Here is an 18,975-nt window from a genome sequence, read left to right on the forward strand (position 1 = left end):
CGTCCTCTTTCCTCAAAGCTGCCAACACCCTATGCGCGCGTGCACATCACGGGTCTTCCCCGGTCGACTCGACAAGGACTTCTCCAACACGGCGCAGAACCTCCGGCCCGCACATCTGCGCGTGCGAGCACGGTATCGGAGTCTCCGAGATCGTTCCGGTGATGTACCGCTCCCATGAACCCGCAAGTTCACGGCCGCCTCCGGGCTCGCGCTCCGCGACGAAGAGCAGAGCATCTCCGTGGAAGATCTCGGGTCGATGTGCGTGGGCCGCAGCCTCGAGGGCTTCACCGGCGGCCATCACTCGGCGAACTGCATCCGAGTCGAGACCGTCGAAATCCTCCGGCGCATTCTCCCCCGCGGCGAGCATATCTCGCTCGACGACATCGGGTGGACGCGAATCGAGCATCGCCAGGGTGGCCACCTCGGCGCCGCAGGCACGCAGCTGAACTGCGATCTCGTGCGCAATGTTGCCACCCAGCGACCATCCCAACAGGTGGTACGGACCCTCGGGTTGCACGGCCCGAATCTCGTCGAGGTAGGCGGTTGCGAGTTCGGCGAGCGACGCAGGTAGCGTGGCGGCGCCGGTGGCCTGCAAGCCGTACAGCTGACGGTCCGCGAGCCGGTCCGCGAGCCCCGCGTAGCACCAAGCGATCCCGCTCAGCGGATGCACGCAGAACAGCGGCTCACCCACGGCCTTCGCGGGCGTGTTCAGGTGAACCAGCGTCGCCAGGGGGTCGGCCGCGACAGCGCCCTGCTCGATCCGTCGGGCGAGTGCGGCCACGGTGGTATCGGTGAACAGCCACCCGAGCTCTACCGCATAGCCGTACTCGTCCCGCAGCGTCGTGGCCAGGCGCACCGCGCTCATCGAGGTTCCGCCGAGTTCGAAGAAGCTGACGTCCCGCGGCACGGTTGCCGCCGCGTCCATCCCGACCACCTCGGCCATGGCGGCCGCAATGGACTGTTCGACAGGTCCTTCCGGGGGTGCGTCGCTCGCTCTGGCGGACTCCAGGACAGGTGCCGGCAGCGATCGCCTGTCCACCTTTCCGGAGATCGTCAACGGCAGCTCGTCGAGTACATGCACGGAGGACGGGAGGAGGTGCCGGGGCAGGAGGCGGCCGGTGCGCGCACGCAGGGCGCCCGCGTCGATCCGGCGTCCGGGTATTGCCTGCACGTACGTCACCAGGATCACGTCGCCCGACGGGACGGGATGCGCCACGGTGACCGCGGACTGGACGTCGGCGTCGGCAGCGAACGCGGCGTCGATCTCCCCCGGCTCGACCCGCACTCCATGGATCTGCACCTGCTCGTCGCTGCGCCCGACATAGTCGAGGCTGCCGTCCCGGCGGCGACGAACGAGGTCACCCGTCCGGTAGACCCGCGCACCCGGCCGTCCGCCCGGATCCGCGACGAAACGACTTGCGGTGAGCCCCGGCTGGCGGTGATATCCACGGGCCAGGCCGTCGCCATCGAGGTAGAGCTCCCCGACGACACCCGCAGGAACGGGATGCAGACGCGAGTCCAGCACCTGCGCCCGGACGCCCGCGAGCGGCGTCCCGATCGTGACCGGGCCATCACCGAGCCGAGGACTGCAAGTGGCACCGACCGTGACTTCGGTGGGTCCGTATCCGTTGTGCAGACGGTGGCGCGCCCAGGCCCGCGCGAGCGTGTCCGGAAGCACCTCACCGGCGGAGACGACGGTGAGTGCCCGCGGCATCGAGTCCGGATCGAGGGTCGCAAGCACCGTGGGCGTCAGGTTGAGGTGCGTGATCGCATCGCCGACGATCACGGCCTGCAGATCGGGACCGGCATATGCCAGATCGGGCCGGCAGACCAGGACCGCGCCGTGCGCATGCGCGGCGAGCAGCTCGAACACCGCCGCATCGAAGGCAGGAGACGCCGCTTGCAGCACAACGGATTCGTGTGTCACGCCGAGCTCGCGCGTCTGCAGGTCGACCAGAGCCGACAGTCCCCGATGCGTGACGGCGACGCCCTTCGGCGTACCGGTCGACCCGGATGTGTACAGAAGGTAGGCGAGGGCGTCGACGCCGGCCGCCGTCTCGGGAACGCGTCGTCGACCCGAGTCCTCGAGAAGCAGTCGCTTCCGCTCGTCCGGCTGGGACGGATCGATCGGCACCCACGCCGCCCCGATCCGGGTGATCGCCCAGATGTCGAGCACCCAGGCCGGGCCGCGGACCGCGTCGACCGGCACGATGTCGCCGGCCCCGATTCCCGCCGACTGCAACTGCGCTGCTCGAACCGCGGCGGCCGCATCCAGTTCGGCATACGTCCATTGCTCGGCACCGGCACGAAGCGCGATCCGCTCCGGATGGGCCCGGACACTGGCTGCCAGGATCTCCGGCAGCGTGCGGGCCTGGGGCGCGTCGATCCCGTGCAGCGCCGCGTCCGGCGAACCGAGCGGGAGATCGCCGACGGCCGTCGACGGGCCCGCAACCGCGTGCGCGAGCAGATCGATCCACGCCGTCAGGAGATCCTCCGCAGCGGCGCCGTCGAAGAGGTCGGTGGCGTACAGCAGCCGGACGCCGATCCCGGCCCCGCCGGAACTCTCCACGACATCCCACGCGAGATCGAATTGCGCAGCCACCTCGGACTGTCCGGAAGCTCCCGAAGCATGGTCGTCGATCTCCAGCCCCGGCAGGACGAGCTGCCCGGGAACACCGACCGAATGTGCCAGCAGCACCTGGAAAATCGGATGATGAGCGGGGCTGCGGGCCGGTGCCACGCGTGCGACGACATCGTCGAAGGGAACGTCCGCGTGGGCGAACGCGCCGAGGTCGACCCCACGGACCCGCTCGAGGAGCTCGGCGAAGGACTCGGCCGGATCGATCTGCGTCCGCAGCGCAACCGTGCCGACGAACATCCCGGCGAGCGCGGCCAGCCGATTGTCCGAACGGCCGTTCACCACTGTGCCGATTGCGATATCGGACCGTCCGGCGAATCGGGAGAGCAGCACCGCCAGCCCGGCGTGCAGCACCATGAACACGCTCACGCCATGGGCCCGGGCGAGGGCGCGCAGGGCCGCGTGGACGTCCGGGCCGATGTCCGCATGCGCGAGGCCGCCGCGGTGGGAGGGCTGCGCGGGCCGCGGTCGATCGGTCGGTAGCGGCAGTGGGGTGTCCGGCGTGCCGGCCAGCACCTCGGTCCAGTACGCCAACTGACGGCCCCCGATGCTCTCGGGGTCGTCGAGATCGCCGAGAGCCCGCACCTGCCAGTGCGCAAAGTCGCGGTACTGCAGCGGCAGCGCGGTCCACTCGGGCGCATCCCCCGCCCGCCGGGCCGTGTATGCGACGCTCACGTCCTGTAGCAGCGGAGCGATCGACGCACCGTCGACGGCGATGTGGTGGACCACTGCCACCAGCAGCCATTCGGTGTCACTCACCCGCAGCAGGCTCACCCGGACGGGCGGGCTGCCGACGAGATCGAGGGGCCGATCGAGCACCGCTCGCACCCGCCGGTCCAGCTCGGACGACGGGGCCGGGTCGACCGCGATCTCCACGTCGCCGACCTCCACCACCCGCTGGCTGCGCTCGTCCGGGAAGATCGTGCGCAGCGCCGCGTGCCGCTCGGCGACATCGCGGAAAGCAGCGGCGAGCGCATCGGCGTCGAGATCACCGGCGAGGCGCAGCACGATCGGCATCGCGTACATGTCCCGGACGGGATCGGCCCGGTGCAGCAGCCAGAGACGGCGCTGGGCGGGGGCCATCGGATCCGGCCCCGGGGCGGCGGGACCGAGCTGCGGCCGGAGCGTCGACGGCCCGGACAGCTGTTCGGCGAGTGCCGCCAGCGTCGGGGCCTCGAGGACGGCCCGCGCCGGAACGTCCCGGTGCAGGGCGCCGCTGAGCCGTCCCGCGACCTCGACGGCGCTCAGAGAATGCCCGCCGAGTGCGAAGAAGCCGGAGTCGGGATCGACGGCCGCACCCAGCACGTCGCCGACCACCGTCACGACCAGCTGTTCCACAGCCGTCATCGCCCGGCCGGCGGGGCCCACCGCGAGTTCACCGGCGGTCGCGGACAGCGCCGCGACGTCCACCTTGCCGTTCGGCGTTGTCGGGATCGACTCGAGCACAATCAGTTTCGACGGGATCAACTCGAGGGGCAGCCGGTCGCGGAGTTCGGCCGAGCACGCGCTGGTGTCGATGTCCTCGCCGACGACGAACGCGATCAGTGCTCCGCCGCGCACCAGCGCCGCGGCGTTCCGGACGCCTGTACCGCGCATGAGCGCGGCCTCGACGTGCCCGGGCTCGACGCGCACGCCGCGCACCTTGAGCTGACGGTCGTTGCGGCCGCGGTAGATCAACCGCCCGTCGGCGTGCACCTGGACGCGGTCGCCGGTGCGGTACATGCGGCCGGTACCGCTCGCGACGAATCTCTCGGCCGTCAGTGCGGGCGCGCCGAGATAGCCGCGGGCCAGGCCGTCGCCCGCCAGATACAGCTCACCGACCCCGCCCACGGGAACCGGGCGCAGCTCCCCGTCGAGCACCAGCACCGTGGTGCCCGGGATGGGGGTGCCGATGCCGCCACGTCCGTCCACCTCACCGACAGTCGCGACGATCGTGGACTCGGTGGGGCCGTAGGCGTCGAGCATCAACCGGCCGGTGCGCCACCGCGCGGCGAGCTCGGCGGGCAGTGTCTCTCCACCGCTCGCGACCACCCGAAGCTCGTCGAGTCCTACTGGTCCGAGCGTGGCGAGCACGGCCGGGGTGGACAGGAAGTGGGTGACGCGGCGTTCGCGCAGCAACTCGTGCAGCGCGGGCCCGGCGTAGACGTCCGGCGGTGCCACGACGAGCGTGGCGCCGGAGGTGTGGGCGAGCAGGATCTCGAGCATCGCGGCATCGAAGGCCGGGTTGTAGCCGTGCAGCACACGATCGCCCGGCTCGACGCGGTAGCGGTGCCGGGCCTCGGCGGCGAGGGCGGCCAGGCCTCGATGAGTGACGGCAACGAGTTTCGGCTCACCACTCGAGCCGGACGTCGCGATGACGTACGCGATGGAGTCGACCGACTGCCGACGCCCCCCGGCCAGTCCCGAGGGCAGTCCGGCGGGCCCGAAGGCCGCACCGGTCTTGGCCACCGCCCACAGCATCCGCAGACGATCGAGCGAGCGGGCCCGGTCGAGCGCAACCACGTCCTCGGCCGCGTAGCCCTCCTCACGGATCAGACGCTCCGCGAGGGCGTCGGATTGCGCGTCGAGTTCGCGATAGGTGACGCTCGTTTCCTCCGCGACGACGGCTATCCGGTCGGGGTGCGCCGCGGCGGTCTCGCGGAGCAGCTCCGCGAGGGTTCGCGGTTCGGCAGCGCGGCCGCCGGTCCGCACCGCTGCGGTAGCCAGCGGAAGGTCGCGCACCGCCACATCCGGCCGGTCGGCCACGGCGGCGAGCGCGGCGACGAAGTGGTCCACCAGTGCCAGCGCGGTCGCGGACTCGAACCGGGACACGTCGTATGTGAGCACCCCGTCCAGCCCGTCGGACGCAGAACCGGACAACGTGAACTGGAGATCGAATTTCGCGGTGCCGGAGCCTGTTTCGCGGGCCTGCACCTCCAGGTCCCCCATCCGCAGGACTGGCGGGGTGAAGTCCTGGAAGGCCAGCGCCACCTGGGGAACGCGGAGGCCCGCCGCCGACAGCACCTCTTCCAGCGGCACGCCGGCATGATCGAACGCCGCCACATCGGTATCGCGCACCTGCGCCAGCAGGCCTGCGAAGGGCATGTCGGGCTGCACGCGGGCCCGCAGGACCAGCGTGTCCAGGAACAATCCGACCAGCGGCTCGAGCTGCGGGAACCTCCGGCCGGAGACCACCGCGGCAATTCCGACGTCACCGCTCGCGGTGAGCCGTGCGAGCACCGCGGCAAGTGCCGCGTGCGCCACCATGAATTCGGTGGCCCGGTGCCGCCGGGCGAGATCCCCCAGCGATCGCGCCACGTCGGGCGCGATGGTGAACTCGATCGACTCGGCGGCACCGATCTGTGCATCCGGCACCGAATCCATAGGCAGGACAGCAGGATCGAAGTCCAGGAGCTCGCGGCGCCAGTGCTCGACATCATCGGCGGAGACTTCTCGGCCCCTTTCCCACACCGCGAAATCGGCGTACTGCAGCGGGAGCGGAGACCACTCGGGCGCAGCCCCGGCCACGCGCGCACCGTATGCCGCGCCGAGGTCCCGGAGCAGAACCGCGACGGATTCGCCGTCGGCCGCCAGGTGGTCGATCGTCACGTCGAGCACGTGGACGTCGGGGCTCTCCGGCCGCAGCTGCGCCGAGAAGATGCCGGACGCCCCGGCGGTGGTGCCGTCCGCGATCACCAGGTGAGGGCCGCGCTCATCGGTCACGACACCGCTGCGGAGCGCCTCGTGACGGTCGACGACATCGGCGAGGGCCGCAGCGAGGGCGCCGGTGTCGAGGGGGCCGCGCAGCGTGACCTGTGCCGACAGCCGGTAGTCGGAGTCGCGGCCGGTACGGCGCAGCGCCCACAGCCGATTCTGGGCGCGGCTCAACGGGATCCGAGCGGGTCGGGGTGCCGATACCGGGCCGGCCTCGGATTCGGCGAAGTCGCCCGCATCGAGGGCGGCGGCGAGACCGGACACCGTCGGATCCGCGAAGAGGAGCCGCAGCGGCAGATCCTGCCCCGTCGACTCTCGTAGCCGGGCTACCACAGTGGTGGCGAGCAGCGAATCGCCGCCGGCGGTGAAGAAGTCGTCCGTACCACCGACCTCGACCCCCAGCACGGCCGAGAAGGCGTCGGCGACGATCCTCTCGGTGGGGGTCGCCGGTTCGGCCGAGGTGTCCGGCAGCTCCGGGACGGGCAGGTGCCGCATGTCGAGCTTGCCGTTCTCGGTGCGCGGCAGGGCGTCGAGCAGCACGAGCGACGAGGGCACCATGTACGAGGGCAGCTGGGCGGCCAGCGCGCGCCGCACCGCGGCCGGGTCCAGCGATTTGGGCACGACGTAGGACACCAGCGCCGCACGGCGCGCGCTCTGACGCAGCACCGTCACCGCATGCTCGACACCGGGAACACCACCGAGAACGGCGTCGATCTCCCCCGGCTCGATTCGGATGCCGCGCAGCTTGACCTGTTCGTCGTTGCGGCCACGGAAGTCCAGCACCAATCCGCTCGGGCCGTCGACCCACCGGACCAGGTCGCCGGTGCGGTACCAGCGGGTGCCGTCCGGACCGGCGACGAAGCGTTCGGCGGTCCGAGCCGGAGCCCCCGCGTAACCGGCGGCCATCCGCTGCCCGGCGAGGTACAGCTCACCCGTGACTCCGGTCGGCACCGGGCGCAGGCAGGCGTCCAACACCAGCGCGTCGATTCCCCGGGCCGGGGAGCCGATCACCGCGGGATGTCCCGGCCGCAGCGGTGCGGAGCAGGTGGCGAATACCGTCGACTCGGCGGGCCCGTATCCGTTGTACAGGCGGCGTCCGGGCGCCCAGCGCTGCACGAGCTCGGGCTGCACGCGTTCCCCGCCGAGCATCAGCACCGCCAGATCGGGCAGCTCACGGACCGGCACGGTCGCCAGTGCGGAGGGCGTCATGCACGCGTGCGTGATCCGCTGATCCTCGAGGACACGTGCCAGTTCCTCTCCGCCGTAGGCATTCTCGGGTGCCACGACGAGTTCGGCGCCGGAGGCTCCCGCCACCAGGATCTCGAGCAGTGCCGCGTCGAATCCGGGTGCGGCGAGATGCAGCATGCGCGATCCCGGTCCGGCCGCGAACAGCTCGCGCAGATCCTGCGCGAGCGCGCCGAGCCCCAGCGACGTGACGATGACCCCCTTGGGTCGGCCGGTGGTACCCGATGTGAAGACCACATATGCCGGCTGGCCGGGCAGCACGTCGGGGGCGGCGGGAACGCCGACGGCCTCACCCGGTGCAGCGGCCACGTCCACCCAGCCCGTCACAGCCGGAAGCCCGCCGAGGCGATCGGCGGAGCTGACACCGATCACGGCACCGGACGTCCGCAGCATCGTCTCGATGCGGGCGACGGGGTGGGCCGGATCGATCATGACGGGCGCGGCACCGGTCCGGGCGATGGCCCACACCGCGACGACGGATTCGAGCGAGCGCGGCAGCGCGCACGCCACCGCGACGCCGGGCACGGCTCCGCGACTGCACAGGACCGCCGCGAGTGCCTCTGCGTGCGTGCGGAGTTCGTGGTAGGTCAGCGTCTCACCGCCGGCCACCACGGCCACGGCGCCGCCATCGATCGCAGCTCCGCCGGACAGCAGCGACCACAGGGAGGCCGGAGCGCTCGCCCCGCCCCGGGCCGGCACGAGCGCAGCACGCTCGCCATCCGTCAGCAGATCGATCCGGCCCACCTCGGCTGCGGGATCGCGCACCACCTCGTCCAGCAGGGCGACGAATCGCGATGCGAAGGCCGCAATTGTGGCGCGCTCGTACAGGTCCCGCTTGTAGGTGAATTCGAGCTCGATCCCGGCGGGCGTCTCGGTGACCGTCAGCTGCAGGTCGAAGTGCGTCGTTTCCACCGAGGCTGCGGCGGCGGTGACCACGAGGCCGGGCAGGTCGATACTCGGAAGCATCGGGCGCCGCATCGACAGCGCGACCTGGAACAGCGGGTGGTGCGAGGAATCACGCACCGGTGCAAGACGTTCGACGAGCGTCTCGAACGGGGTCTCCGAGTGCGTGTACGCCGCGAGGTCCCGTCCGCGTACGTGCTCGAGGAGCTCCGCGAACGACGCGTCGGGAGCAACCTGCGCGCGTAGCACCAGCGTGGACGCGAACATGCCGACCACTTCGTCGAGGCGCGGATCGCCGCGCCCGGCGACGACGGTCCCGATGGGAATGTCGCGAGAACCGTTGTGGCGGGACAGCGCCGCGGCGAGCGCCGCGTGCAGGACCATGAACGCGGTGGCCCGGTGCTGCCGCGCCACCGCCCCGATACCGGTGGCCAGGGCCGCATCCAACGAGATCCGCACGCTGTCCGCCTGCGACGAGCCGGCCGCGGGGACCGGGTGGTCGTGCGGCAGCGTCGATTGCTCGGGCAGCCCGTCCAGGACGTCGAGCCAGCTCTGCACGTCCTGGTCGGCGTTGCTGACATGCCAGGCCGCGTAGTCGATGTACTCCACCGGCAGGGCCGGCCAGCTCGGCGCGATTCCGGCCGACCGGGCCCGATAGGCGTCCGCCATGTCGCGCAGCATCGGCGCCAGCGACCATTCGTCGGCCGCGATGTGGTGGACGACGAACACCAGGGCGTGGCGGCGGGCCCCGATCCGGTAGAGCCGGGACCGGACCGGCGGCTCGGACGCCAGGACGAACGGCGTGGCCGCGAAGGCCGCGACGAAATCGTCCAGCGCCGTAGCCGGCACGGCGACGGGCGTCAGATCGAGTTCGGGGACCTCCGCGACTACCTGGACGGGCCCGCTGACGTCGGAGGGATACACCGTGCGCAGGGTGCGGTGGCGCTCGAGCACGTCACGGGCCGCGGCGGCGAGCGCGACAACGTCGAGCGACCCGTCGAGATGGACCACGAAAGGCAGGTTGTGCGCGGTGGATTCGGGGTCGAACCGGTGCAGGAACCACAGCCGCCGTTGCGCCGGGGACAGCGGCCCCCGTTCCGGGGCCGGCCCCTCGGAGGCCGTCAGCCGGCTGCGCAGGCGCGGTCCCCCGATCCGTTCCTCGACGACACGGGCGAGATCGCTCACCGTCGCGGCCTCGAACACGTCACGAACCCCGATGGATGCGTCGGTGAGGGCAGAGATCCGCCCGGCGAGCTGTGTTGCGAGCAGAGAGTGTCCGCCGAGCTCGAAGAAGTCGTCGTCCGAGCCGATGCGGTGCACACCGAGCAGTTCCCGGAAGGCGTCCGCCACCAGGTCGTCGAGGGGGCGGCGCGGCTCGGGCCCGAAGCGGTCGGCCGGCTCGGCGTCCGGCAGCACCGACCCGTCGAGCTTGCCGTTGGCCGTCAGCGGCAGTGCCGGGACCGTGACGATGGCCGCAGGCACCATGTAGTCGGGGAGCATCCCGCGCAGCGCGCGAATCAGCGCGGTGCCGTCGGCCGTTCCGTCGTGCCCGGCGTCGAGCACGACGTAGCCGACCAGCCGTTCGCGGCGCACGGCCACCACCGCGGCGGAGATCCCCGGCAGGCGGGTGAGCGCCGCGCGGATCTCGCCGGGCTCGATCCGGTAGCCCCGCAACTGGATCTGGTCGTCGGCCCGGCCCCGGTATTCGAGGCCGCCATCGTTCCGCAGACGTGCCAGATCGCCGGTGCGGTACATGACGCCGCCGTGCGGTGCGGCCACGAACCGCTGCGCGGTCAGCTCCGGACGGCCGTGGTAACCGCGGGCCACCTGGAGGCCGCTGATGTACATCTCGCCGACGGCGCCCGGCAGGACGGGGCGCAGCGAGCCGTCCAGCAGATCGACCCGGACGCCAGGCAGGGCCGTGCCGATGTCGCTGCGACCCGCAGGATCCGATCCCACCTCGGCGCACGTGGCGTGCACCGTGGTCTCGGTGATGCCGAACATGTTGACGGCCCGGACCGCCGGATGCCGCTCGAGCCAGTCTCGGACCCGATGGGCCTCGAGTGCCTCGCCCCCGAAGACCAGTAGCCGGACGGCCAATTCGCCGGTGCTGTCGGTGCCGTCGGTGATCTCGGCCAGCTGCTGAAATGCCGTGGGCGTCTGGTTGAGGACGGTCACGCCCTCCCGCACGAGAATGTCCCGGAACTCGGCGGGGCTTCGGGCGGCCAAGTGGTCGACGACCACGACGCGGCCTCCGGTGGTGAGCGGTCCCCAGATCTCCCACACCGAGAAGTCGAACGCCGGCGAGTGGAACATCGACCACACGTCGGACGGACCGAAGCCGAACCCGGGGCACGTGTTCGCCAGCAGTGCGAGCACGCTCGCATGCGAGACCATGACGCCCTTCGGCGTGCCGGTGGAGCCGCTCGTGTAGACGACGTACGCCGCCTGCCCGGCCCGCACGGCTGAATCGTGCCGCCCGCCGCGACCCAGCCGCGCGCGCACGTCGGCATCGGCGAGATCGACAATCGTTGCGGAGCTGTCGAATCCGCCGATACAGATGACACAAGCCGGTCGCGCATCGTCGATCAGTCGCGACAGCCGGTCCACCGGCTGTGTCACCTCGAGCGGCAGGAGGGTGGCACCGGCCCGGGCGACGGCGAGCACCGCGACGATGAGCTGTGCCGAGCGGGGCAGTGCGACCGCGACGAGGTCCTCGGCGCCCACCCCCTGCGCCACGAGAAGCGCGGCGAGCGCCCCGGAACGGGCGTCGAGCTCGGCGTAGGTCAGGCGTTCCTCGCCGGCGACCACGGCGATGTTGCCGGGGAACTCACGGGCCCGGAGTGCGAACAGCTCGCCCAGCGACTGCGCCGCGGCGTCGGTGGCCGCTGCCGCGAGAGACCGCCTAACCGGGCGGCCGCCCGGGACATGTAGTGCGGCAGGGTCGATCCGGTCGATCGTGACCGCAGGATCGTCCGCGACGAGGGTCAGGACCTGCACGAACCACTGGGCCCAGCGGGTGACGGTGTCGTGATCGAACAGGTCCCGCGCATAGGTGAGCCGTCCGTCCAGGTCACCGGCGCCCGCGCCACCCGGATCGCGTTCCCGGACCGCCAGCTCGAGGTCGAATCTGGTGTGGCCGGTGAACAGCTCGCGTCCGCGGACCACGAGGCCGGGGAGCTCGAAGACGGTCGGGACGAAGTTCTCGTGCGAGAACATCACCTGGAACAGGGGGTGGTGCGCGACGGTGCGGGTGGGCGCCAGTTCGGCGACGATCTCGTCGAACGGCAGTTCGGTGTGGCTGAAGGCCGCGATATCGGTGCGCCGGACCTCCCCGAGCAGTTCCGCGAACGACCACCGCGGGTCGATCGAATTCCGCAGGACGACGGTCCCGACGAACATTCCGACCACATCGTCGACGACCGGATCGACCCGGCCGGAGACGGGGGTGCCGATACTGACGTCGTCGGTTCCGGCCAGCTTGGCCAGCAGCACCGCCAGGGCGGCGTGTATCACCATGAACGGCGTCGAGTCATATTCCCGCGCAACCTTGTCCACGGCGTCGCGCAGATCCGGGGTCATCGAGAAGTCGACGGTGGCCGCGGTGCCGGTGTCGGCGTCGAGGTGCCGGGACCGGTCGGTGGGCAGCGTCAGCAGCGGCGGGGCACCGTCGAGCGCCGACCGCCAGTAGTCGAGGTCGCGGCGCGCCCGACTGCCGGGGTCGGCGGGTTCGCCGAGAACCGCACGATGCCAGCGCGCGTAGTCGGTGTACTGGATGACCAGCGGACTCCATCCGGGGGCCTGCCCGGCCTCGCGCGCTCGGTACGCATCGGTGAAGTCGCGGGTCAGCGGCAGCAGTGACAACCCGTCCAGCGCGATGTGATGGGCAACCACCGAGACGGTGTGCCGGTCGTCGGAAACCCGGTACAGCCGCAGCCGAATCGGCTGCTCGACGGTGAGGTCGAAGGGAGCTGACGCGGCGGCGCGGAGAACCTCGTCGAGGTTCTCCGGCGCGTCCACCGGTGTGAGGTCGACGGACGCCGCCTGCGTCACCTGCACGGGTCCCTCGGGCGTCTCGGGGAACACGGTACGCAGCACGGCATGCCGTTCCAGCACGTCGAGAACGGCGACGGTCAGGGCCGAGACGTCCAGGTGCCCGTCGAGGTCGATCGCGAACGCGACATTGTCGGTCCCGCCGCGGTCCGCGCGGCCCAGCAGCCACATGCGTTGCTGGGCCGGCGAGAGCGGCGCCGGGCCGGGCTGCGTGGCCGCCGTGATGGCCGGGCGTTCGTCGGGGGCACGGTCTGCCAGCACCGCGGCCAGACCCGCCACCGTGGGGTGCTCGAACACGTCGCGCACGTCGAGCCGTCGGCCGAGGGCCTTGCCGAGCCGGGAGACGAGTTGCGTTGCCAGCAGCGAGTTGCCGCCGATCGCGAAGAAGTCGGTGTCCGGCCCCACCGCGGGGAGGGAGAACAGATCGGCGGTGACGCGGCCGACGAGTTCTTCGACGGGGCTGCGGAAGACCGCGCCATCGCCGGACGGCGCCGCGGCCGGACGCGGCAGCGCGAACCGGTCGACCTTGCCGGTGGCGGTGAGCGGCACCTCGTCGAGAACGGTCACCGACGCGGGAACCATGTAGCGCGGAAGCCGGTCGGCGACGAAGCCGCGGACGGCATCGGGCTCGAGGGCGCCGGAGCCGTGGACATAGGCGGCGAGCGCGCCGTCGTGCGCGACCACCACGGCCGTGTCGACATCGGGGTGGGTGGCGAGCGCGGCCTCGACCTCGCCCAGCTCGACGCGGAACCCGCGGATCTGGACCTGCTGGTCGGCGCGGCCGACGAACTCGAGCTGCCCGTCCGCGCGCCGGCGGACCAGATCGCCCGTGCGGTACATCCGTCCGGGGCCCAGCACCGACGCGACGAACCGCTCGCCGGTGTGGCCGGGGCGGCCCAGGTAGCCGCGGGCCAGGCCGGGGCCGGCGACGTACAGCTCGCCGACCACACCGGTGGGCACCGGGCGCAGGTCCGCGTCGAGCACCGCGGCCGACGTCGCCTCGATGGCATCGCCGATGGGCACGGCCCCGGCCGCATCCAGTGGCCGGCTGACGGTCACCGCGACGGTGGCCTCGGTGGGGCCGTACAGATTGAGGACGGTGCGTCCACCGGCCCAGCGTGCCGCAAGGTCGGGAGGCCATGCCTCGCCGCCCATTCCGAGCACGCGGAGGTCGTCGAACCCGCTGGCGTCGAGCTGTGCGGGCACCGCCGGGGTGGAGAACCAGTGGGTGATGCGTTGCGCCCGAACGAAGTCGGCGAGATCCTCGCCGCCGTAGATCTCGGCGGGGACCACCACCGCCGTCGCGCCGGTGCCGAGCACCAGCAGGTACTCGAGAATGGATGCGTCGAATGCCGGTGCGGCCCCGAGCAGTACCCGCGAGCCGGCTCCCACCCCGAAGGTTCGGCGCAACGCCGACGCGAGTGGCGAAAGCCCGCGGTGCGTGACGACGACCCCCTTGGGGGCGCCGGTGGAGCCGGACGTGTAGATCACGTACGCCGGGTTGTCCGGATGCGGGCGGACGATCGCCTCGCGGGTGGGGGTTCGGGCGTCGTCGCCGACAGCCGGATCGATCCGGACCACACCGGCGGGAAGCGGAGCATTGTCTGCGGCAATGACGTAGCGCACTCCGGCGTCGCCGAGGATCGCGGCCGTCCGCTGGGTCGGCTGGCCTGGGTCGAGCGGAACGAAAGCAGCCCCGGCGTACGCGACAGCAATTGCCGCGGTGAACGATTCGACCGATCGGGGCAGCAGGATGCCGACGAAGTCCTCGGTACCGATCCCCCGCTCGCGCAGGTGCGCGGCCAGTGCCGCGGCCCGCGGACGGATGTCGGCGACGCCGCCGTCCGGGTCGGCAACCCGGATAGGACCGTCCGCGATCTCCGGCAGCGTCTCGGCCTCGCACGGCTGCGGGTTCGCCGCTGCGGACTGCCCGGCGACGAGGTCCGCGACGGTGGCGGTGGGATCCGCCACCGCGGCACGAAGCACGTTGCGCAGCAGCGTGAGCCAGCCGGAGACCGTGCTGCGATCGAAGAGTCCCGTGTCGAAGGCGAAGTGCCCCTCGAACCCGGCACCGGGCAGCTCGCGCACCACCAGCTCGAGATCGAAACGGGCCTCGGTCGCCGGAAGTTCGCGCCCGCGGACCACCAGACCGGGCAGATCCACGGTGGGGTCGACGAAGCTCTCGTAGGCCAGCACGACCTGCAGCGGAAGCTGACCACCGACATGCTCGAGGACCCGCTCGAAGGGGGTGTCGCTGTGCGCGAAGGCATCGATGTCGGTGACGCGGGTGGTCGCGAGCAGGTCCGCGAACGACTGGCCGACGCCGACCGCGGTGCGGAGCGCGACCGTGCCCACGAACATGCCGACCAGCGGATCGAGGGCGGGATCGCTGCGTCCCGCGGTGACCGCTCCCACGACAGTGTCGGGGGTGCCGGTGACGGCCGCGATGACGACGGCGAGCGCGGCGTGCAGCACCATGAACGTGGTGGCGTCATGGTCACGTGCGAGCCGGCCGAGCGCCTCGCGCAATTCGGCGTCGAACGCGAACGAGACGCGGGCGGGGGCGCCCGGAGTGCTGGTGCGGGGGCGGTCCGCGGGTAGGCCCGGGACCGCGGCGGCACCGGCGAGAACCCGGCCCCAGTAGGCGAGTTCCTGATCTTCGACGCTCGATCCGGCCACCGCATCGGGCACGGATCGCAGTAGCGAGCGATGCCACAGTGCGTAGTCGATGTACTGGACGGGCAGCGCGGGCCAGGCCGGTGCTTCGCCCGCCCAGCGCGCGCGGCATGCGGCGGCGAGGTCGCGCAGCAGGGGCACGAAGGACAGCCCGTCCATCGCGATGTGATGCGCGACGATCACGAGGACGTGCCGGTCGGCGGCGAGCCGGTGGAGCCGGAATCTGATGGGTGCGCCGGTTTCGAGACCGAAGGGTTCGGCGGCGAACGCGACTGCCTCTCGCGATGACTGCTCATCCGAGTCCGTCTCCTGGACAACGAGACCGGTGAAGGCGGCGTCGACGGGCAGCACCGTCTGCAGGGGACCGAGGGCCGTTTCCCTGATGATGCTACGCAACACCGCATGCCGGCCCAGGACGTCACGGATCGCCTCCTGCAACGCGGCTACCGGCAGGTCGCCTTCCAGCTCGACGGCGAACGGCACGTGGTAGGCGGTGCTGGTGCGCCGGGTGCGCGCGTGCAGCCACAGCCGCTGCTGCGCCGGCGCAAGCGGCGCCTCCTCGACGCCGGTCCATTCGAGAGCGGGACGGGTTCCCCGGCCGATTGCGGCCGTGGCCAGATCGGCAACCGTGCGGTGGACGAAGACGTCCCGGACCTGGACGCGCCGACCGATCGTGCTGGAGATCCGGGCGGCGAGCAGCGATGCGGTGAGGGAGTCTCCGCCGAGCGCGAAGAAGTCCGAGGACGCGTCCACCTGCTCGCTACCCAGCACCGTTCGGATGGCATCGGCGATGGCCAGTTCCACCGGACCGTGCAGCGCCCGCCCGGGCCCGGAGGTGTCCGGCACCGGCACCGCCGCGAGCGCAGTGCGGTCGATCTTGCCGGACGGAGTCAGCGGCAGTGCGTCGAGCGGCACTATCGAGTCCGGAACCATCTGTCGCGGAAGCCGGTCCACGAGCCAGTCGCGGATCACGCCGGACTGGACGGTGCCGTGCACATACGCGACGAGGCGCCCGTCCACGACGACAACCGCGGAGCCGGTGATCCCGGGATGCTCGTCGAGCGCGTATTCGATGTCGCCGAGTTCGATGCGGACGCCCCGAACCTGAACCTGATGGTCTGCGCGGCCGACGAATACCAGCTGCCCGTCGTCGCCCCACCGCACCAGGTCCCCGGTCCGGTACATCCGGCCGGCGCCGAAGACGGATGCGACGAACCGTTCGGCCGTCTGCCCGGGCCGTCCGGCGTATCCCCGGGCGAGGGCCGGCCCGGCGACGTACAGCTCCCCGGTGACTCCCGGTGGCACGGCGCGCAGACGACTGTCGAGCACCGCCACCGACGCCGCGTCCACCGGCCGGCCGATCGGGACCGACACCGCGGCGTCCAGGGCGGCGCCCTCGAGCGGTGCGCTCACCGTCGCGAGGATCGTCGTTTCGGTGGGACCGTAGGCGTTGACCATCGTCCGGCCGTGGGACCACCGTCGCGCCACCGGAACCGGCAGAACCTCGCCGCCCGCGTCGAGCATCGTCAGGTGCGGCAACGATTCCGGCGGCATGGTCGCGAGAACCGCGGGGGCCGAGATGAAGTGCGTCACCGACTCCGCCTCGAGGAAGCTGCGTAGCCGCTCACCTCCGGCGATGTCCGGAGCGGCGATCACGAGGGTGGCACCCGCGTCCGCGGCGAGCAGGATCTCCTGGAGGGAGGCGTCGAACGTCGGGGACGCCAGGTGGAGCACCCGCGAGTCCGCGGTGGCGGCGTAGCGGGAGCGCAGGGTCGAGATCAGCGGCCCGAGCCCGCCGTGGCCCACCACCACTCCCTTCGGCTGTCCGGTCGAACCCGAGGTGTGCACGATCCAGGCCGGATTGTCCAGGCGCACCGGGCGCAGCCGGTCGGCGTCCGTGACGGGGGTGCCGTCCGATCTGTCCCATTCGTCCCATTCGACGCAGATCCGGGCGATATCCTGCGGCAGAACGGTTTCGGCGTGGGAAAGAGCAACCGTCACCCCGTCCAGGTGCTGCGCGAGCCGGCTCGACGGCAGCTCCGGGTCGACGGGCACATACGCCGCCCCCGTCTTGGCCACCGCCCACAGCGCGAGCACCGATTCCACCGAACGTGGCAGGGCGACGGCCACCCGGGTTTCCGGACCGGCGCCGAGCGCGATCAGCCGCCGGGCAAGAGCGGACGAGCGCGCGTCCAAGTCCGTGTACGTGATCTCGGTGTCGCCGCTGCGCAGCGCCACCCGCTCCGACGACGCGTGCCGCGTCAGCGCCTCCGGCAGGAGTACCGCACCGTGGCCGGCGCGGCCTTCGGCCGGCAGCAGCCCGTCCATCTCGCCCGGAACGCCGAAGGACAGATCCTGGACCGGGCTCGACCGGTGGGCCGCGAACTCGGCGAGGAAGGCGAGGAACCGGCTGTGGTGCCGGCCGAGCGCCGCATCGGTGTACCTCGACGGATTGGCCTCGAAATCGACGCGAGTGCTGCGGCCGGCCACACCCGGATACACCGTGAGCGACAGGTCGTCGACCGGCCCTGTCGAGAGGATGCTCATCTCGCCGACGACGTCGCCGAACCGCAGCTCACGGGAGAACTGCATGACGTTGACTACGGGGCCGAACACTCCACCGACGCTCCCCCGGCCGTCACTGTCGGGCATCGCCTGCAGCATGGCGTCGTAGCGGAACCGTTGGTGCCGCAGCGCGCCGGTCAGTTCCAGCTGCACCCGGCGCACCAGGTCGTCGACCGTGTCGCTGGGGTCGAGGTGCACCACCAGTGGCACGACGTTGGAGACGGAGCCGGCCGAATGCCGCAGCGCCGCCGTGGTCCGGGCCGACACCGGCAGGCTGAGCGCAATGTCGCGGGCCCCGGACACCCGGGCAAGATACGCGGCAAATGCCGCCACGACGACCGGGACATCCGGTCCCTGCCGGGACAACACGTCGGCGAGGTCACCCGGAAGTGCCTCGGCGGCGAGGCGGGCCGGAACCGCGAGCGGGCCGGCACGATCGGCGAGGGAGACGACAGGAGGAAGCGCTGCCAACCGATCGAGCCAGTAGGCACGATCCAGCGCCTCTCGACGGCTGCCCCGGTACTCCGCCTCCGATTCGGCGAGCTTCTCGAGTGGGATCGCGTGCAACGGCGATAGTTCGAGACCGCGCACCCGGCACGTGTAGGTCTCGGCAATGCGCTGCGTCATCACATCGGCGCCGTACCCGTCGAGCACGATGTGATGGGCGTGGCCGTAGATGTAGTGATGCCCCTCGCGCAGCCTGATCAGCGTGGCGGCGATGAGCCGATCCCGAAGTGGGTCGATCGGACGGGTGTATCGCTCGGCCATCCAACGCCTTGCCGCAGCTTCGGGGTCGGCGGCGCCTGTGAGATCGAGGAATGCTGGCGCATCCTCGATGTCCGGGACCGGCATCTGCTCGGTGCCGCGATCGGTCTCGACGAGCACGATGGTGGCCGACTCGAGCTCGCGTGCGGCCTGTTCGCACGCCGCCATGACGGCGTCGCAGTCGACCTCGCCGCGGAGCTCCACGAAGTACGAGATCGTGAGGGGGACCTGGGGCGAGAGTTGCTGAGCGAGCAGGAGGGCACGCTGCGCCGACGACAGAGGAAACGGGCGCAAACTCCACCCCCCTCGACATCTCGTGAATTCCCACCGACAATCCACGGCGCAGGGACCGCGCGCCGAGATCTACCGATCCTATAAGTCTGGATCCGGCTTCCCTAACCTAGTTTGTCCGAGCGCGTCCCACCACTTGGACGATT

The 18,975-nt window shown here is 71.4% G+C and carries 1 protein-coding gene; it reads right to left on the reverse strand.

The window, feature by feature from the left end:
* Positions 1-46: 46 nt before the first annotated feature.
* Positions 47-18,832 carry a non-ribosomal peptide synthetase gene (locus ERC79_RS08320; protein ID WP_131577302.1) on the reverse strand — a complete coding sequence of 6,262 codons (18,786 nt, stop codon included), beginning with the start codon at positions 18,830-18,832 and terminating at the stop codon, positions 47-49.
* Positions 18,833-18,975 lie beyond the last annotated feature (143 nt).

The sequence above is a fragment of the Rhodococcus sp. ABRD24 genome (assembly GCF_004328705.1).
Lineage (GTDB): Bacteria > Actinomycetota > Actinomycetes > Mycobacteriales > Mycobacteriaceae > Prescottella.